This is a genomic window from Arthrobacter agilis (assembly GCF_002953615.1).
In the GTDB taxonomy this organism is placed as follows: domain Bacteria; phylum Actinomycetota; class Actinomycetes; order Actinomycetales; family Micrococcaceae; genus Arthrobacter_D; species Arthrobacter_D agilis_B.
On the sequence record NZ_CP024915.1, the window covers coordinates 1,461,423 to 1,479,726 of the forward strand.

Below are 18,304 nucleotides of genomic sequence, written 5' to 3' on the forward strand. Positions count from 1 at the left end.
CCGCCGCCGAGCGTATACTAGATGCAAAGACATCTAGTTGCCGGTTCGCCGGCAGGAGGCGGGAAGCAGTCATGGCTGACCAGGTGGACGCCGCGGCGGAGCAGCGGGAGGCGGTGGCGACCGGCGACGACGGAAGCAGCGCCTCCGTGCGGCAGGCCTCCGAGAGCTGGGAATCGCTCTTCCGTGCCCAGGTCGGCGTCATGCGCCGTCTTCGGCAGGATCCGGTGTTCCGGGAACTGCCGATCGGCGAGTACGACGTCCTGTTCAACCTCAGCCGCTGCCCGACCGGGTGGACGCGCCTGAACGAGCTGAACCACCACCTGCTCATCAGCCAGCCCAGCCTCAGCCGCATGGTGGACCGCCTCGAGGCCAAGGGGCTCGTGCGGCGCCGGCCCGCCGAGACCGACCAGCGCGGCGTCGAGCTCGCTCTGACGGACGAGGGCCGGGCCCTCCAGCGGCGCATCGGCTCCGCCCACGTCCACCGCATCCAGCAGGTGCTCGCGCCCGTCCTCGATCCCGCCGAGATGGCGCAGCTGAAGGCGCTGACCGACAAAATCAACGCCGCGCTGGCCTGATCCCGACGGCGCTCCCCCGGAGCGTGGTCAGCGGAGGAAGTGCCTCTCGCCCGTCCGTTCCAGCGGGAGGTCGTCGACCGTCGCGGTCACCGTCAGGCGGGTCAGCTGCAGCGAGCCGCCGACCGTGGAGAGGAACGCGGTGTCGGTCGCGTCCCTGCCCGTCGCGATGCGAAGCATCGAGGCACGAGGGGCCAGGCCGGTCGCATCCAGGAGGTGCCAGCCGCCGTCGGCCCAGGCCTCGACGACGGCGTGGAAATCCATGGGGCTGAGCCCGGGCGCGTAGACGGACGCCAGCCGCGCCGGGATGTCGCGGGACCTCAGGAGGGCGATCACCAGGTGGGCGTAGTCCCGGCACACCCCCCTCCGGGACAGGAGGGTGTCCACGGCGCCGTCGGTGAAACGGGACGACCCGGGGACGTAGGACAGTTCACCCGACACCCAGTCACGGATACCCTGGACGAGCTCGGCGCCCTGCAGGCGGGGGAAGAGGGCGTACGCCGTCGGGAGGATCCTGTCCGATTCGCAGTACCGGCTGGGTCGCACGTACCGCACCAGGTCGACGTCGTCTCCGGGGGACCGCTCCGAGGTCCCCGTCACGGTGGCCCGGTACTCCACTTCGAGTGATGACGCGTGCGGCGTCGTGAGCAGGTGCAGCCGCGTGCCGTCCCCGGCCTGCCGTTCGCGGACCTCCGCCGGCTGCCCGTCGACCAGGACGGACAGGCGCTCGTCGACCTCGCGGTAGTCCCCGGGGTGTGCGACGGCGATCGACAGGACCACCTCGGTGCCGGCGATCGTCGTGGCACCGAGGTCGGCGGAGACAGTGCGTCGCATGGTTCGTTGCTCCCGGTAGGCGGCGTGATCGCCTCCAACTCTAAGCTGTTGGAGGCGGCGACCCTCGACGCCGGCCGGCATCATCCGGCCGGGCAGGACGCACCAGCACGGAAGGCTCCCCATGAGCAGTTTCACCGCGGACGCGATCGGCGATCTGACGGACAGGCGTGTCATCATCACCGGCGCCAACAGCGGGCTGGGACTGCAGACCGCCGTCGCCCTGGCCCGCAGGGGCGCCGACGTGGTCCTCGCCTGCCGCAACGAACAGCGCGGGCGGGACGCCGAGCAGAAGGTCCGGGCCCTGTCCGGCAGCGAGCGCGTCGGGATGCGCCTCCTCGACCTCGCGAGCCTCGCCTCCGTGCGGGCCTTCGCGGCCGACGTCACGGGTCCCGTCCACATCCTCGTCAACAACGCGGGGGTGATGGCCACGCCGAAGTCCACGACGGCTGACGGCTTCGAACTGCAGTTCGGCACCAACCACCTGGGTCACTTCGCGCTCACCGGCCTCCTGCTGCCGAATCTCCGGGAGGCGGGTCCGGCGCGCGTGGTCACGCTGTCGAGCCTCGCCCACAAGGGCGGACGCATCGACTTCGACGACCTGCAGTCCGAGCGCAGGTACCGCAGGTGGCGCGCCTACGGACAGAGCAAGATCGCGAACCTGTACTTCATGGTCGAGCTCGATCGGCGTGCGCGCGCCGCCGGCTGGGACCTGACCTCCGTGGCCGCCCACCCGGGCCTCGCCGACACCAACCTGACGGCAGGCATGCAGGCGCCCGCCGTGCTCGACGTCCTCGCGGGCTTCTCCAGACTGATGAGCCAGTCCGACGCCGCGGGAGCCCTGCCGACCCTGTACGCGGCAACCGCCGACGATGTCCGCGGCGGCGACTACTACGGGCCCTCCGGCCCGGGCGAGACGCGCGGCGCTCCCCGCCTCGTCGCCCCCGTGGCACGGGTGCTGGACCACGACATCGCCGTGCGGCTCTGGAATCGCAGCGTCGAGCTGACCGGGGTGGACTTCGCGGCCCTGCAGCCCGCCACCTGACCCTCAGCTAGGCCGCGGGCTCGGCGGCGACCTGCACGGACCGGATCATCTCGCGGATGATCGCGAAGTCCGGCGTGGCGTAGTAGGCCTCGGCCTCCCCGAGGGTGCCGAAGGACACCGTCTGCGGACCGGTGTTCGCCGGTGCCTTCGGCGCCAGCGCCTCGAGGTCGCCGAAGCTGAACCGGCCGAGTGCCTCGCTCCCCTGCACGGTGTTCGGCAGGGAGCAGGCAAGGCCGTCCGCGCCGCCCACCTGGTCCGTGATGCCGTAGGAGCCGAAGAAGCGGAAGCCGGTGATCAGGCGGACCACGAAGCGTGGCTCGATGCCGGTGTCCGCCGGCGGTCCCCCGGTCAGCGCGAGCGGCTCGCTGCCGATCACGTAGTAGGAGGTGCGTTCGGCATCGGGACAGGGCGGTTCCGGCGTCAGGATGCCGGAGTGCAGTTCGGCCGCCGTCGTTCCCTCCGGTGTACGGACGGCATAGTGCAGCGAGTCCGGGGCGTAGGCGCCCGGTGCGGGTTCCAGCGGCTGCACCACCCAGGCCTCCGGCAGTTCGAAGCTCACGAGCCGGCCGGGGTCGGTGAAGATCTTCCAGCCCTCGCGCGCCTCGCGCAGGGGCACCGGCGGCACCGTCGGGGTGGCCGAGGGGGCGTCCGACGACGGCGCAGCGCTTCCACCCTCCGGGCTCCCGGTGCACGCTGTGAGCAGCAGCGCTGCGAGCGCCCCGCCGGCGACGGCCCGGAGCACGCGCCGCACCGACAGCCGTGCCGCACTACCGTTGTCCATGGCGTCCCTCCCCGGCGGAATCCGGTGCCGCAAGTCTAGGCTCCACGCGCCGCGCCGAGCGATCGCACCGCCTCGACCGACGCGATCACGGCGCGTGCCGCCTCCGCGAGATCCGTCGGCGGGGTGTCCTGTGTCCAGGACAGCCGGACGGCGGAGTGGGCGGTCCCTTCGTCGATCCCGAGTGCCAGCAGCACGGCCGACGGCTCGGACGAACCGGCGGCGCAGGCCGAACCGCTGGAGCAGACGACCCCGCGGCGCTCGAGTTCCAGCAGGACCGCCTCACCGCCGACCCCCGGGAAGCAGAACGAGGCGAGGTTCGGGAGCCGCGCGTCGGGGTCACCCGTGACGAAGGCGCCGGGCACCGCGGCGAGGACGGCGGCGACCAGCGCGTCCTGCGCCGACCGCGATCGGGTGGCCGCGGCCGGCAGGGCGCGCTGCGCGAGGCCGAGCGCTCGCGCCAGCCCGACCGCTCCGGCGACGTTCTCCGTTCCCGAGCGACGGCCGCGCTCCTGGCCGCCGCCATGCAGGACGGGTTCGCAGGGGGTGCCCGCGCGCAGGTACAGCAGGCCGATGCCTTTCGGGGTGCCCAGCTTGTGGCCCGAGATGCTGAGCGCGGTGACGCCCAGGGAGTCGACGTCGAGGGGAAGCCATCCCGCCGCCTGCACGGCGTCGGTATGGAAGGGAACTCCGGCGTTCCGGCAGACCGCCGCCAGCGCCGGGATGTCCTGGACCGTGCCGACCTCGTTGTTCGCGTACATGACGGTGCACAGCGTCGTCCCGGCTTCGAGCGCGGCCGCCAGCTCCTCCGCGGCGACCCGTCCTGTTCCGGAGACGGGCAGGGTCGTGATGCGGAAGCCGTGGAAGTCCCGGAGGTAGGACAGCGCGTCCAGCACTGCCGGGTGCTCGATGGCGCTGGTGACGATGTGGCGTCCGCGAGGCGCAGCCAGGGCGATGCCCTTGAGCGCGAGATTGTCGGCCTCGGTGCCGCCCGAGGTGAAGATGATCTCCGCGGGACGGCATCCGAGCAGACCCGCGATCCTCGACCGGGCCGCGGCGAAGGCGTTCGCGGCTGCCTCGCCGTAGGCGTGGTGGCTGGACGGATTGCCGAAGGTCGACGTCAGCAGGGGCCACATCTCCTCGAGGACCTCGCGGCGTGCCGGTGCCGTGGCGGCGGCGTCAAGGTACAGCATGGCCGCCGACCGGGGGCTGGTGGACCGGCGGGACGAAGTCCAGGCCGAGGTCGAGCGATCGGACGCTGTGGGTGAGTGCCCCTGCGGAGATGATGTCCACGCCGGTGGCGGCGATGGCCGCCACGGTGTCGAGCCGCACGTTGCCGCTCGCCTCGACGAGCGCCCGGCCGGCCACCCGCCGCACTCCCTCCGCGAGGTCCTCGACGGTGAAGTTGTCCAGCAGAATCGTGTCGACGTCCGCGGCGAGGACCGGTTCGAGCTGGTCCAGCCCGTCCACCTCGACCTCGACGTGCACGGTGTGGGGCAGCCGGGACCTCACCGACCGCAGTGCGGCCGTGAGTGCGGCGGGCCCGTCGACCGCCAGCAGCGCCAGGTGGTTGTCCTTGACCATCACGGCGTCGGACAGACCGGCGCGGTGGTTCGATCCGCCCCCGCAGCGGACGGCCCAGCGTTCCAGGACCCGCAGCCCCGGTGTGGTCTTGCGGGTATCGACGATGCGGGCACGCGTACCACCCGCGGCGTCGACGAAGGCCCGCGTCATGGTCGCGATCCCGCTCAGGCGCTGCACGATGTTGAGGGCCGTGCGCTCCGCGGTGAGGATGCCGGCCGCGGGCCCGCTGAGGTACGCGATCGAGTCGCCGGTCCCGAACGGCGTGCCGTCGGTCCTCGGGAAGGCGACGTGGATGCGGGGGTCGGTGAGCCTCATCGCCGCCTCGATCGCCGCGGTCCCGCAGAGGATGCCGGGCTCGCGTGCGGTCACGGCCGCCGTCGTCAGCAGATCGGGGTCGATCAGGGACTGGCAGGTCACGTCACCCCACGGCGCGTCCTCGGCGAGGGCCGCCGCGACGATGGCGTCGACCAGGTGCTGCGGTGGCCGCGCCGGCGCTGCGGCGGTGTCCAGCGGGCTGTCGGCGGTCTGCGTCATGGCTGTGTCCCTTCGGGGATTCGGAGGTAGGACCGGCTCGGGGCGGGCCGGCGGAGTGCGGGGTCCGGCTGGTCGGAGCGGTGGTGCGCTCCGCAGGACCCGGGCCGGTCCGAGGCGGCGCGCACGAGCAGCCGCGCGCACAGCAGCAGGTTCGCCGTCTCCGGATCGGTGCCGACGCGATAGGACGCGAGCTGCTTCGCGGCGACGTCCAGACCGCTGCCCGTCCGCAGGACGCCGGCGTGGTCTGTCATCACCGCCTGGAGCTCGCGGCGCGTCACGGGGTGGGTTCCGGTCTCCGCGTCGAGGTCGAGGACCTCGGCCTCGAAGACCGGCGCCGCGCCGTCTCCGTCGGAGAGCGCCGCCGCGCACCGCGTAGCGAAGACCACGGCCTCGAGGAGGCTGTTGGAGGCCAGCCGGTTGGCGCCGTGCACACCCGTGCGCGCCACCTCGCCGACGGCGAAGAGGCCCTGGACGGAGGTGCGCCCGTCCGTGTCCGTCCGCACGCCGCCCATCCAGTAGTGGGCGGCCGGGACCACCGGGACGACGGCGGCGGACCAGTCGTACCCGTGCCGTGCCGTCAGCGCGGTGAGCGACGGGAAGCGCCGGGCGAGGAAGTCGGCGCCGAGGGCCGTCGCGTCCAGGTAGACGCACCGTGCCCTGCGGTCACCGGCCGCGGCCCCGGTACGGACGCCCGGGGCGTCGGTGGGCTCCTGGGCGAGGTGGCGTGCGATGCTGCGCGAGACCACGTCCCGCGGCGCGAGGTCGCCGTCCGGGTGGTAGTTCGCCATGAACCGGTGACCACGGGCATCGACGAGGCGCGCGCCCTCGCCGCGCACGGCCTCCGAGATCAGCGGGTTCCCCGGGACGTCGAGCGCCGTGGGGTGGAACTGGAAGAACTCGAGGTCGGCGACCACCGCACCGGCCCGCCATGCCAGCGCCACACCGTCGCCCGTGGCGATCGCCGGGTTCGTCGTGCGGTCGAAGAGCTGGCCGGCCCCACCGGTCGCCAGCACCACGGCGGAGGCCGCGATCGGGCGCCGGATGCCGTCCTGCAGCACCTCGACGCCGGCGGCACGCGGCGATCCCCCGGCGCCGTCGAGCAGTATCCGCTCGACGAAGGCGTTCTCGAGGACCCGGATCGCCGGGTCCCGGCGCACCGCCGCCGTGAGGGAGGCGATGAGTCCTGCGCCGGTCGCATCACCGCCGAGGTGGAGGATCCGTGCCGCGGAGTGAGCCGCCTCGCGGCCCAGTGCGGGCGACGACGCGTCGTGCGGCGCGGCGTCGAAGACCACCCCGGCCCGCTGCAGGGCGTCGATCCCCTCGGCTGCGCCCCGGCAGAGGACTTCGACCGCCTCCGGGTCCGCCAGCCCGGCGCCGGCCGCGAGGGTGTCCGCGATGTGTGCCTCCACCGAGTCGCGACGGCCGCCGGCCGGTCCGGACGGGCGGCCGGACGCACCGTGCCCGGCCGCGAGCACCGCGGCGATGCCGCCCTGCGCGTAGCCCGTGTTGCCGGAGCCGAGCGCGGCTTTGGAGACCAGCACGACGTCGGACGGGGGGGCGAGCCGCCGCACGGCGAGTGCCGTCTGCAAACCGGCGATGCCGGAGCCCACGATCACCACGCGGAGCGGCCCCCGGGTGGCGTCCGGCTCCTCCCGCACGCGTCCGGAGGTCACGGGCGGACCGCGAGCATCCGGTTCAGGGCCACGCGTGCCGGCCCGGCGACGCTCTCCGGCACGGTGATGCGGTTCGGCACGCGTCCTTCGACGAGGCCCTCCAGCACCCAGGCCAGGTAGCCGGGGTGGATGCGGTACATCGTCGAGCAGGGGCAGAGGACGGGATCGAGGCAGAAGATGGTGTGCTGCGGGTACTGCGCGGCGAGCCGGTTCACCATGTTGATCTCCGTCCCGACGGCGAAGGTGCTGCCCGGTGCGGCTGCATCGATCGCCTTCCGGATGTAGTCGGTCGAGCCCGCCTCGTCGGCGGCGTCGACGACGGGCATCGGGCACTCGGGATGCACGAGCACGCGCACTCCGGGGTGTTCCGCCCTCGCCTTCTCGATCTGGGCCACGGTGAAGCGCTTGTGGACCGAGCAGAACCCGTGCCACAGGATCACCCGGGAGTCGCGGAGTGTCTGCTCGTCCGTGCCGCCCCACGCCTTGCGGGGATTCCACAGGGGCATCCGCTCGAGCGGGACGCCCATCGCCTTAGCGGTGTTGCGGCCGAGGTGCTGGTCGGGGAAGAACAGCACGCGCTGCCCCCGCTCGAACGCCCACTCGAGCACGGCAGCCGCGTTCGACGACGTGCAGACGATCCCGCCGTGTTCTCCGCAGAATCCCTTCAGCGCCGCGGAGGAGTTCATGTACGTCACGGGGATCACGGGCCGCCGGCCGTCCGCGTCGGGCTCCGATCCGAAGAGCGCGGTCAGCTGGTCCCAGCACTCCGTCACCGAGTCGATGTCCGCCATGTCCGCCATGGAGCACCCCGCCGCGAGGTTGGGCAGGATCACGGCCTGCTCCGGCGTCGACAGCATGTCCGCGGTCTCCGCCATGAAGTGGACACCGCAGAAGACGATGGCCTCCGCGGCACTGCGCTCGGTGGCTGCGCGGGCGAGCTGGTAGCTGTCGCCGACGAAGTCCGCGTACTTCACCACCTCGTCGCGCTGGTAGAAGTGGCCGAGGACGACGACGGACTCCCCCAGCGTCTCCTTGGCGGCGAGGATCCTCCGATCGAGGTCGTCGGCGGAAGCGGTCCGGAACTCCTCCGGCAGCTCACCCTGGCGCGGGGTCGTGGGAGGGACCGGGTCGTGCATGGAAGCACCGGGGCCGTAGTCGGGCAGAGGGAGAGCGTCGAAGACCCAAGGATCACGCGCCAGGTCGGGTGTGCAGGTGGTCGCGGGCGCAGGGAATCCTGCCTCGCCTCGCGAGATGAGCTGGATGGCGGTGGAAACGGACACGGGCTTCTCCCTCGATGGGCCGGCGCCGGGCTGGGCGGCGGACTGGGGTCGTGGACGGGGTGGGTTGCAGGGCTCGAGGTGCATCGCCCGGGGCCGGGCGTCGGACCCGTCTAGGACGGAGGCCGTCCGGCGTGCGGCCCGGTGTACCTGTACAGGCGCGGCGGCCGGTTGCGCCCGCCCTGGAGCACCTCGTCCGTGGCGGCGATGTCCTTCGCGGAGCGGAGCTGTCGCCGGAAGTTCGCCGGATCGAGGTGCCGTCCGAGCACCGCCTCGTAGACGCCGCGCAACTGCGCCAGCGTGAAACGGTCACCGAGGAAGTGGTAGGCGACCGATCCGTACTCGATCTTGCCGCGGAGCCGTTCGAGGGCGTAGGCGACGATCTCGTCGTGGTCGAACGCGAGCCCGACGACGTCGGAGGCCCGGAACCACCGCACGTTCTCCGATTCCTGCGCCAGATCGGCCTGGTCCGGGCGCACGAGCGCCCAGTAGACGATCGACACCAGGCGCTGCGTCGCCGAACGATCGAGCCCGCCGAAGGCGTAGAGCTGCTCGAGGTAGGTCGGCTCGAGCCCCGTGGTTTCCCGCAGATTCCGTGCCGCGGCGTCCTGCAGGGACTCGCGGCCGTCGAGCGGGCCGCCCGGCAGCGCCCAGCGCCCGAGGTGCGGCTGGCGGATACGGCGGACGAGCGGGAGCCAGATCTCGGATCGGTCCGAGGCCGCATCCGTCCGGAGCGCGAAGATGACGGTCGAGATGGCGAGGGAGGGCGCCTGGCCCTGCCGTTCCGAGACGTTGGCGGAGCTGTACATGACCGGCCTTCCGCCTGGGTGATCGTCGACGCCTTGTTAGAGTCAGGATGACTATAACTCATGGCAGGCCGCCGACGGTCATGGTCCGTCGAGGAGTTCGGGACGGGGAGCCTCAGTCAGCGGGTTGCCACCGCTCCCGAAAGTGTCTAAAGTCACAGTCGTCGGTCCGCAGGGGCCGCGCGGCGGAGATGTGTTCAAGGACGCACATATCTCTGCCGCCCTTACGATGGGGTCATGGACCACCATTCCGTTCACGACGTCGAGGGTATCGATCCCCGCCTGGCCATCACCCGCAGCGACGCGGACACTCCCCGAGCGTTGCCCCCGATCCTCCTGCTGCACGGGTTCGGCTCCTCGTCGCGGCAGAACTGGGTGGAGACCGGCTGGGTCCGCTTCCTGAACGACGCCGGCCGCTCCGTGGTCATGGTGGACCTCCCGGGACACGGTGACAGCGCGGCGCCGGACGACGCCAGCGCCTACGCACCCAGCCGCATGCGCGCCGACATCCTGCAGGCGCTCTTCGACGAACGCATCACCCCCCTCCGGGAGGACGACCCCGCCTCCGGCGTCGATCTGCTCGGCTACTCCCTGGGATCCCGCCTCGCCTGGGAGTTCGGCGCGACGCAGCCCGAGCTCGTGCGCAGGATGGTGCTCGGGGGGCCCGGCAGCGACGACCCTCTCGCCGCATTCGACCTCGAGGGAGCCGAACGCCACCTCGCCGGGGGGCCCGCCCCGCAGGACGCGACGACGGCGGACCTCCTCCGGATGGCCCAGGCGGGGTCCGGCAACGACCTGCCCTCGCTCCTTGCCATGGTCTCGGCCATCAAGACGGAACCCTTCGACCCCCGGGGCGCCGTCCCGAAGATGCCCCTGCTCCTCGTCGCCGGGGACCAGGACGACTACGCCCGCGGTATCGGCGACCTCGCCGACTGGGCCCCGCTCGCCGAGACGGCGACCCTGCCCGGCAGGAGCCACTCGAACGCCATCACCTCGCGACTGTTCAAGGATGCAGCCCTCGCATTCCTCTCCTGAGAGCCGGACCGGGCTCCGGCGGTGCGCGCGTCGCTGCCCGTGCAGGAGCGCGGCCGGTATACTCGGAACTGATCAGCAGCCTTATGGTGGGGCTCGGCGATGATCCACAATTCCAATCTGCTGCGGGAGGACACCCATGGATGTGCTCCTTGCTGACCGGTACCAGACCATGGAACTCCTCGGCGTCGGCGGAGCCGCGTCGGTCTACCGGGCCGTCGACCGGAACCTCGGACGCGACGTCGCCATCAAGATCTTCAATCCGACGACGGCGGACGACGACAACTACCGGCGCCAGCACACGGAGACGATGCTGCTGTCGACCCTCAACCACCCGGGCCTCGTGACGCTGCACGACGCAGGCATCCACGAGGACGACACGGGACGGACCACCGGCTTCCTCGTGATGGAACTCGTCGACGGCGAGGACCTCCGGCACCTGCTCAAGCGCGGCGCCCTCCCCGCGGAGGACGTGGCCCAGCTCGGCGCGGACCTCGCCGATGCACTGGCCTACATCCACTCCGAGGGCGTGGTGCACCGGGACGTGAAACCGGCGAACATCCTCATGTTCCACAGCGGGGACAACGCGACCCGCCTGTACGCCAAGCTGACGGATTTCGGCATCGCACGGATGGTGGAGGCCACCATGGCGACCGCCGCGGGAGCCACGATCGGCACCGCCAACTACCTCAGCCCGGAACAGGCCGAGGGCGGTCCGCTGGACGAGCGCAGTGACATCTACTCGCTGGGGCTCGTCCTCCTCGAGTGCCTGACGGGAGTGAAGGCCTTCCCCGGACCCGTGGTCGAGGCTGCCCTCGCTCGGCTGCTGCGGGATCCCGAGGTGCCGGATTCGCTCGGACCGGACTGGAGTGCCCTGCTGCGGAGGATGACATCGCGGGATCCCTCGGCCAGGCCGTACGCGCACGACGTGGCACTGCAGCTGCGGAACTATGCCGACGAGCACCTCGGAGCCCCGGGGCCGGCGGCCGGAGCCGCCGGGCCCGTGCTGTCCGCCTCCGTCTCCCCCGAGGCGGAGAGCGTCACCGGCGGAGTCTTCACGGGTAACGTCCGGATTCCCGAACCGCCCGATCGGGCCCCCAGCATCCGGTGACGCCCGGGCGGCCTAGGAACCGTCGCCGTCGTCCTCCTCGGGTTCGAAGTTGCTCGCCTCGTCCGTCGATCCCGCGGCCACCCCGTCGTCACTGACCGGGATCGTCCCCTCGGGACCCAATCCGCCGGTCGCATCCTCGGTGTCGTTCTGCTTGCTGCCTTCGGTGCTCATGCGTCCTCCTGCGTCTTGGATGTCCTTCGATCCTATGCTCGGCCCGGGCGGTTGCACAGCCGGCTGATGAACCTGCCTCAGGCTCTGCCGGTGCTCCGCAGGGCGACGGCCGATGCCGCTCCGAGCAGCAGCAGGACGCATGCTGCCGCTGCCGGGACCACCGAGGCGCCCGCCGGCCCGGAGGCTTCGGCGAGCGCCCCTGCCAGCGCCGAACCGGTCGCCGTGCCGGTGACGATCCCGGAGGCGAGCAGCGTCATGACCGTGCCCAGCCGGTGTGCCGGCGCGACCATCGAGCCGATCGAGAAGATCGTCACCATGGTGGGACCCACGAAGATGCCGAGGAGGAAGAGCACTCCCAGCATCGTCGGGATCGAGCCGGGCAGGGCCAGCGCGGCGGCGGCCACCGCCATGGCTGCGGCAGCCACCATCCACCGGCATGTATGGCCGAAGCGCTCGGGCCAGTAGGCGACCGATAGTGCGGCCACGGCCGAGCTGAGGCCCATGACCGCGTACAGGAGCCCGGAGGACTCGGCTGCCCCGAACTGCCCCGCGAACGCGGTCAGGAACGTCTGCGTGGAGCCGAAGAACGTCCCCATGGCGATCATCCCGGCGACGGGCAGCAGGACGAGCGCGGGGCGGTACTCCGCGGACTCCGGGGGCTGATCGCCGTCGTGCCCGTTCCCGTCGGCACCGGGATCGCGGCCCGCATCGCTGAAGGCGACCGTCGGGTGGACGGCGAACGCACTGACGAGGGTGATGGTCAGCACCGCGGCCAGGGCGAGTGGGAGCCAGGGGGCGATCAGGCTCGCGAGCAGGCCGACCAGGGCGGGGCCGAGGACGAAGGTGAGCTCGTCCGCCGTCCCCTCGTAGGAGAGGGCGGTGTCCAGGGCCGAGCGTGGGCTGCGGCGGGTCATCGCCATCCAGCGGACCCTGGCCAGCGGGCCGATCTGGGGACACGTGAACCCCATGGCGAGTGACGCCGCGAGGACGAGGGCGAGGGTGCTGCCCGTGATGCTTCCGCCGCGCAGCGTCACGACGAGCACGCCCGCGATGGCCAGGGTGTTCAGGACCGCCGAGACCAGGAGCACGATGCGCTGTCCGTGCTTGTCCGCGAGGAGGCCGAGCAGCGGGGCCCCGAGCGCCGAGCCGAGCCCGACCGCTCCGGCCGCGAAACCTCCCGCGGCGTAGGAGCCGCTGGCGGTCGTGACGAGCGTGAGGGCGCCGACCGTGAGCATCGCGAGGGGCAGCCGCGCGAAGAGGCCGATCAGGAGGAAGGAGGTGCCCGCGAGGTCCGGGAGGATACCGAACCTGCCGAGTCGGGACCGCCGGGAGCGGACGGGACCCGGCAGAGGGGACGGGGAAGAGTCCGGCGACGCCGGTGAGGGATTCTTGTACATGCGCTTTCCGGGTGCATCAAGCGCGCATCGTCCCCCCTCCCGATGCGCCCGACCCGGTAACGGCTCGAGTTTACACGCTGGCAGGCTGCTCCACGTAGCGGAGGACCGAGCCCTGGCGGCCCTTCACCACCTGCAGCTGCGCGCTGACCCGCTGCTTGAGTTCGGGCACGTGACTGACCAGTCCCACGACGCGCCCGCCGCTCCGAAGGCCCTCGAGCGCATCCATGACCTGCTCGAGTGCCTGGTCGTCGAGTGAACCGAATCCCTCGTCCACGAACAGGGTCTCGATGTCGAGCCCGCCCGCTTCCTGCTGGACCACGTCGGCGAGCCCGAGCGCCAGGGCGAGCGAGGCCATGAAGGACTCCCCGCCGGACAGCGTCGAGGTGTCCCTGCGGTTCCCCGTCCAGCCGTCGATCACGTTCAACCCGAGTCCCGAGCGCTTGTTGCCCGCCGTGGCGTCGCTGTGCACCAGCGCGTACCGGCCGTCGGACATCTGCAGCAGCCGCTCCGTCGCGGCGGCCGCGACCTGCTCGAGGCGTGAGGCGAGGACGTAGGTGGCCAGCGACATCTTGTACAGGTTCTCCCCACCCCCGCGGGCCGTGTCGGCGACGGCGGCCGCCAGCCGCGCTTCCTCGCGCAGCGGTGCGATCTGCCGCTCGAGGTCGTCGAACTGCCGGGAGTAGGTCTCGAGCTGGGCGACCGAGTGCCCCAGCACCTCGGCACTGATACCGGCCCGCTGTGCGCGCACCCGGAGTTCGTCGGCGCCGGTGGCGGCGGCGCGCTCGTCCTCGTGGGAGGGTGGCTCCACGCCTTCCTGCTCCTCCCGAAGGGTCTCCCGGACGGCGCCGTCCTCCCAGGCGCCGGAGAGTCGGTACCCGCGCGCCTCGTGCTCCTTCACCGCCTCGGCCATCCGGCTGCGGCGGTCCTCCGGGAGGAGCGCCGCGCGGGCCTCGTCCGACGAGCCGAAGGGGGTTCCGTGCAGCGCGTCCTCGACGCGCTGCACGGCATCCTGCCGGCGGCCCACGGCCGACGTGAGCGCATCCAGGGCGTCCCGCGCCGCTTCCAGGTCGTCGAACGCGCGCTGCACGTCGCCGATGCGGGCCGTCAGCGACGGCGCATCGCCCTGGAGCCCGGCGAGCCGTTGCGCCAGCACGGCCTCCTGGTCGAGCAGCGACGACCGCCGCGACTCGGCGGCGGCCCGTTCCTCCCGCAGCACGTCGCGCTCGGCGCGGATCCGTTCCTCGTCCTCGGTGGCGCGCAGGATGCGCTCCTCGATCTGCTCACACTCGGCCTGGGCCGTCTCGGCGGCCTGGACCCTGGTCCGCGCCGCGAGGCTGGACGCAGCAGCGTCCTCGGGTGACAGCTCACCGCCCCGGGCGGCGAGGTCGGCAACGTCGAGGCGCGCACGGTCCCGGACCTCCCGGAGGTCCTGGAGCTCCTTCTCGGCCTCGGCCTGCAGGCGTCGCGCAGCCTGTTCCTCCTCCAGGGTGATCCTCTCGCCGCCCGGCGACGCCACGGGTGCGGGATGCTCCGCGCTGCCGCACACCGGGCACGGCTCGCCGTCCGCCAGCTGTTCGGCGAGTTCCTCGGCAGCCTGTTCCAGCCGCAGCTGCAGCTTGGTGAGCCAGTCCTCCTTGAGCGTGAGGAAGCGCCCCGATGCGGCGTCGTACCCGGCGTCCGCGGCACCGCGGCGTTGTTCAGCCGCCCGGTACTGCCGGACCGTCTCCTCGGCCGTGACGGCGGCGGCGAGGTCCGCCCGCAGGTGGACCAGGCCGTCGGCGGCCAGCCGCAGGGGCGCGACGCGTGCGACATCGGCCGCGCGCCGATGCTGGAGCGCGATGATGGCTTCGCCCGTCACGGTGAGCCGTTCGTCGAGCCGCCGGACCCCGGCCGACCCGTCGTCGAGCTCTGACCGCACGTCCAGCAACCGTTGCTCGTCGGGCAGCGCGGCGCGCAGGACCCCCAGCGCGGAGGACGACGCCGTGCAGCCGCCGGTGAGGACGCTCCGCGGGACCTCGTCCTGGACGGTGGGATCGACGTCGAGATAGTCCCGGACGGCGTCGTTGTTCCGCAGCCGCTGGAGGGCCTCGCCGTGCCGGGCACGTGCGCCCTCCACCCCGATGCCTGCCTCGGACTCGAGTTCGAGGCGCGGGGCGAGCCCGCGGGCCTGGTCGTGCAGCCGTGCCTGCTCCATCAGGTCCGCGATCCCGTCGGAGCGTGCGTCGTGGTCCGCCTGCTGCCTCCGCAGGTCGCCGAGTGCGGTCCAGCGGGACCGGCGCTGCCTCAGCGCTGCCGATGCGCCGTCCGCGAGCGCACTCCGCTCCGCGAGCTCGGTGCTCTCGAGGGCTGCCGCGTCCCGGCGGTCGTGGAGGGCCGCGGCGAGTGCCTGCAGGGCCTCGGACCAGCCGCCCGGGCTGTCCGGGTCGATCCCCGTCTCGGCAAGGCTGAGGTCATGGCGCTCGGCCTCATCGACCGCGCGCAGGAACACGTGCCGCTGCTTGCCCTCCTGGTCCGCGAGGTTCCGCGCGGTGCGATGACTCTCCTCGGTGAAGAGCCTCTCGAGATCCTCGAACCGCGTGGTCGAGAACAGCCTCTGCAGCAGTTCCCGTCGGGGCTTCGCGTCGGCCCGGAGGAAGGCCGCGAACTCGCCCTGCGGAAGCATCACGACCTTGGTGAACTGTTCCTTGTCCATGCCGAGGAGGGACTGCAGCTCCAGTCCGGCCTCGTCGTTGCGCGCCGACTTCTGCACCCACTCGGCGTCCACCCGTTCGCTGAGGAGGGTGCGGGCCTGTTCCGTGGTGGTCCCGTTCCCGCGTCGCGCCGGCCTGTCCCACGCGGGTGACCGCACCACGCGGAAACGACGGTCCGCGACCGAGAATTCGAGGGACACCTCCGGAGCCACCGATTCCGCAGCATGGTCGCTGCGGAGCCTCTTCGCCGCCTGACGGGCGCCGGGGACCGACCCGTAGAGTGCGAAGCACACGGCGTCGAGGACGCTCGACTTCCCGGCCCCGGTGGGACCGTTCAGGAGGAACAGGCCCTGGCTGGACAGCGCATCGAAGTCGACGCTCTGCCGGTCGGCGAAGGGGCCGAAGGCCTGGATCTCGAGGTGGTGCAGTCTCATGCGCGCGTCCTAGCGTTCGTGGGCGAGGGTCAACGCGGCGTCGACGGTCGAGCGGATGAGCGCCTGCTCCTCGGGAGAGGCACTCCGGCCGCGGACATGGTCGAGGAAACCGCAGCAGATCTCGGCGTCGTCCCGCGCCTCGGCGATCCGCTGGCTGTACGTCCGCGCGTCCTGTCGGTCCCCGCCCTCCGGGGCGAAGGAGAGTACGAGGGTGTCGGGGAACCGTGTCCTCAGGCGCTCCATGGCGCGCGCCGGCCGCTCACGGTCGGTGAGGGTGATGGAGCAGTAGGCCGATTCCGCCCAGGCGAGGTCGTCGCGTTCCAGGAGCTCGTCGAGGGTGCCGGTGAGCACGGCGAGGTTGCGCGGCGCCGGCCACTCGACGGGCCGGACGGCACCGATCCCGTCCGCGCCGACGTCCAGGAGCCACGCGCCCTTGTGCTGGTTCGCCTCGGAGAAGGAGTACGCGAGGGGCGACCCCGAGTAGCGCACGGTCTCGGACAGCCTCTGCCTGCCGTGCAGGTGGCCCAGCGCGCTGTAGTCGAAGCCCTCGAACAGCGCGAGCGGCACGGATCCGAGGCCGCCGATGGCGAGGTCGCGCTCACTGTCCGAGCCCTCGCCCCCGGCAGCGAAGGTATGGGCCATCACGACGGACACCACGCGGCGCTCCCTGCTCCGGAGCGCGATGTCCTCGCGCACGCGGTCGAGGGCGGCGCGGGTCACGGCGGTGTGCGTGGTGCCGTCCGCCTGCAGCGCCTCCGCGACGACGCGGGGTTCGAGGTACGGTACGCCGTAGATCGCGAGTTCGGCCTCCGCCCCGAGCGGCCAGGTCACAGCCGTGCCGATGTCCTCGATGCGCGTGCGCAGGTGCACGCCGCCGCGGGCGAGGATGCGGCCGCCGAAGCCGAGCCGCGTGGCCGAGTCGTGGTTCCCGCTGCTGACGACCACCTGCGCGCCTGCGACGGTGAGCCGGTCCAGTGTCTCGTCGAAGAGGGCGACGACGTCCACCGCCGGCAGTGCTCGGTCGTAGACGTCCCCCGCCACGAGGACCACGTCGACTGCTTCCTCGCGCACCGTCTTCTCGAGGTTGTCGACGAAGATCCGCTGGGCGTCGAGGGTCCCGGTCCCGTGGAAGGACCGGCCCAGGTGCCAGTCTGACGTATGGAGGATCCTCATGGATTTCACGCTACCGCCGCATGCCGACATTCGGAGGATCAGCGCTCGGCGGGCCCGGAATCCGGGTCAGCGCACCGGCCCGCTCGGGGAATCGTCGCCCCGGGAGGCGTCGTGTCCCGAGGAGGGCAGTGCATCGAAGAAGGATTCGGCGTCGCCGGCAGGGCGCTCCGTGCCGCCGGCCCCGGGGGCGTCGTACTGGGAGGTGCCCGGCTGGGCCACGGGCTGCTCCGCGTCCTGCTGCGCATCCTGCTGGTGCACGGCGCCGTCGCTGTCGCCATGCGGCGTCGCCGGAACGGTCTTCCCCTCCGTGCGGGACGGGCGGCCCGAGTCCAGGCTGCGGTAGACCAGTCCCGCGATCACGCCGCCGACCACCGGTGCGGCCCAGAACAGCCACAGCTGCTGGAGGGCCCACGGCTCGGCGAAGACGGCCGAGGCGGTGGAGCGGACCGGGTTGACGCCGCCGTTCGTGACGGGAAGGAGGAAGGAGAGCAGTCCGGCGTAGGTGAGGCCGACGGCGAACGGCGCGAGGTCGCGCCCGCCGCGCTGCGACCGCGCCCCGAGGAAGACCGCGACGAGGAGTGCCGCCGCGACGACCTCCAGCAGGAAGGCGCTGGTCAGGGGGAACTGCGCCGCCGAGTGCTCACCGAACCCGTTGGAGGCCGAACTGAAGAACCCTCCGATGTCGGAGAGCTGAGCGTTGGCGCTCAGGACCAGCCAGATGAGCCCCGATGCGGCGACCGCGCCCAGCACCTGGGCCACGAGATAGGGCAGCACGGACTTCCAGTCGGTCCGCCCCGCCACCGCCGATCCGACGGTGACGGCCGGGTTGAAGTGGCCGCCCGAGACGTGGCCGAACGCGATCATCGCGGCGACGACGGCGAACCCGAAGACGAGGGTGGGCTGCAGCGACGTCTCGGTGGCCAGCATCGTGGCTCCGAGGCCGACGAGGATGACGAGGAAGGATCCGACCCCCTCGGCGATCGAGCGTGCCGCGAGTCCTGGTGCACGCCGGGTACCGTCCTGAGCGGTACCGGTGGGAACGGCGTCCGCCGTCGTCGTGTGGTGGGTCATGGATGCGCATTCCTTCGATCGGTGCTGCAGTGGGACGGCCCGGAGGGTCCGGGCCGCGGACAAGCCTTCCATCCTAGTCTGCACGGCTGCTGGGAGCTCCGGTGGCTCTGGTCCGTCCTACTCCT

16 protein-coding genes are annotated in these 18,304 nt (G+C 72.1%); 4 read left to right on the forward strand and 12 right to left on the reverse strand.

The window, feature by feature from the left end; all coding sequences use genetic code 11:
• Window positions 1-71 precede the first annotated feature (71 nt).
• On the forward strand, window positions 72-575 hold the full coding sequence (locus tag CVO76_RS07030) for a MarR family winged helix-turn-helix transcriptional regulator (protein WP_208741449.1): 504 nt from the start codon (window positions 72-74) through the stop codon (window positions 573-575).
• A gap of 27 nt (window positions 576-602) precedes the next feature.
• Here the strand turns inward: CVO76_RS07030 and CVO76_RS07035 are convergent, their stop codons facing one another.
• Window positions 603-1,406: a transglutaminase-like domain-containing protein gene (locus tag CVO76_RS07035; RefSeq protein WP_208741451.1), complete on the reverse strand. Its 804-nt coding sequence runs from the start codon at window positions 1,404-1,406 to the stop codon at window positions 603-605.
• A 121-nt stretch (window positions 1,407-1,527) separates the two neighbouring features.
• Here CVO76_RS07035 and CVO76_RS07040 point away from each other — a divergent pair, with 121 nt between their 5' ends.
• Window positions 1,528-2,448, forward strand: coding sequence for an oxidoreductase (locus CVO76_RS07040; protein WP_208741453.1), 921 nt, complete (start codon window positions 1,528-1,530; stop codon window positions 2,446-2,448).
• Between the two features lie 7 nt (window positions 2,449-2,455).
• On the opposite strand, the gene CVO76_RS07045 is transcribed toward CVO76_RS07040, so the two are convergent.
• From CVO76_RS07045 to CVO76_RS07070, 6 genes are all read right to left on the reverse strand, one after another.
• Window positions 2,456-3,229 carry a hypothetical protein gene (locus tag CVO76_RS07045; RefSeq protein WP_208741455.1) on the reverse strand — a complete coding sequence of 258 codons (774 nt, stop codon included), beginning with the start codon at window positions 3,227-3,229 and terminating at the stop codon, window positions 2,456-2,458.
• 35 nt (window positions 3,230-3,264) lie between these two features.
• Window positions 3,265-4,419 carry a cysteine desulfurase family protein gene (locus tag CVO76_RS07050; RefSeq protein WP_208741457.1) on the reverse strand — a complete coding sequence of 385 codons (1,155 nt, stop codon included), beginning with the start codon at window positions 4,417-4,419 and terminating at the stop codon, window positions 3,265-3,267.
• On the reverse strand, window positions 4,406-5,344 hold the full coding sequence (nadC, locus tag CVO76_RS07055; protein WP_208741459.1) for a carboxylating nicotinate-nucleotide diphosphorylase: 939 nt from the start codon (window positions 5,342-5,344) through the stop codon (window positions 4,406-4,408). The genes CVO76_RS07050 and nadC overlap by 14 nt, the downstream gene beginning before the upstream one ends.
• Entirely contained in the window at window positions 5,341-7,017 is a 1,677-nt protein-coding gene (nadB, locus tag CVO76_RS07060) for an L-aspartate oxidase (RefSeq protein ID WP_244186253.1), read from the reverse strand. Before nadB ends, nadC begins: the two co-directional genes overlap by 4 nt.
• A complete protein-coding gene (gene nadA / locus CVO76_RS07065; protein ID WP_432206140.1) occupies window positions 7,014-8,297 on the reverse strand; it encodes a quinolinate synthase NadA in 1,284 nt (427 codons plus the stop codon). The genes nadB and nadA overlap by 4 nt, the downstream gene beginning before the upstream one ends.
• Window positions 8,298-8,407: 110 nt before the next feature.
• Complete coding sequence (locus tag CVO76_RS07070) at window positions 8,408-9,103, reverse strand: NUDIX hydrolase (RefSeq protein WP_208741464.1); 696 nt, start codon at window positions 9,101-9,103, stop codon at window positions 8,408-8,410.
• 234 nt (window positions 9,104-9,337) lie between these two features.
• On the opposite strand from CVO76_RS07070, the gene CVO76_RS07075 reads away from it, so the two are divergent.
• Together CVO76_RS07075 and CVO76_RS07080 are read left to right on the forward strand one after the other, a co-directional pair.
• The gene (locus CVO76_RS07075; RefSeq protein WP_208741466.1) at window positions 9,338-10,135 is read left to right on the forward strand and encodes an alpha/beta fold hydrolase; all 798 of its coding nucleotides are present in this window, start codon (window positions 9,338-9,340) and stop codon (window positions 10,133-10,135) included.
• Window positions 10,136-10,271: 136 nt separating this feature from the next.
• Window positions 10,272-11,243 carry a serine/threonine-protein kinase gene (locus tag CVO76_RS07080; RefSeq protein ID WP_208741467.1) on the forward strand — a complete coding sequence of 324 codons (972 nt, stop codon included), beginning with the start codon at window positions 10,272-10,274 and terminating at the stop codon, window positions 11,241-11,243.
• Window positions 11,244-11,255: 12 nt separating this feature from the next.
• Here CVO76_RS07080 and CVO76_RS07085 read toward each other — a convergent pair whose 3' ends face one another.
• The 5 genes from CVO76_RS07085 to CVO76_RS07105 all read right to left on the reverse strand — a co-directional run bounded on the left by CVO76_RS07085 (window position 11,256) and on the right by CVO76_RS07105 (window position 18,179).
• A complete protein-coding gene (locus CVO76_RS07085) occupies window positions 11,256-11,414 on the reverse strand; it encodes a hypothetical protein (protein ID WP_208741469.1) in 159 nt (52 codons plus the stop codon).
• A 77-nt stretch (window positions 11,415-11,491) separates the two neighbouring features.
• Window positions 11,492-12,811 carry an MFS transporter gene (locus CVO76_RS07090; RefSeq protein WP_208741471.1) on the reverse strand — a complete coding sequence of 440 codons (1,320 nt, stop codon included), beginning with the start codon at window positions 12,809-12,811 and terminating at the stop codon, window positions 11,492-11,494.
• A 70-nt stretch (window positions 12,812-12,881) separates the two neighbouring features.
• A complete protein-coding gene (locus CVO76_RS07095; RefSeq protein WP_208741473.1) occupies window positions 12,882-15,935 on the reverse strand; it encodes an AAA family ATPase in 3,054 nt (1,017 codons plus the stop codon).
• A 9-nt stretch (window positions 15,936-15,944) separates the two neighbouring features.
• Window positions 15,945-17,108, reverse strand: a complete 1,164-nt coding sequence (locus CVO76_RS07100) for an exonuclease SbcCD subunit D (protein ID WP_208741475.1) — start codon at window positions 17,106-17,108, stop codon at window positions 15,945-15,947.
• Window positions 17,109-17,174: 66 nt separating this feature from the next.
• Window positions 17,175-18,179, reverse strand: a complete 1,005-nt coding sequence (locus tag CVO76_RS07105) for an aquaporin (RefSeq protein ID WP_208741477.1) — start codon at window positions 18,177-18,179, stop codon at window positions 17,175-17,177.
• Window positions 18,180-18,304: the final 125 nt, after the last annotated feature.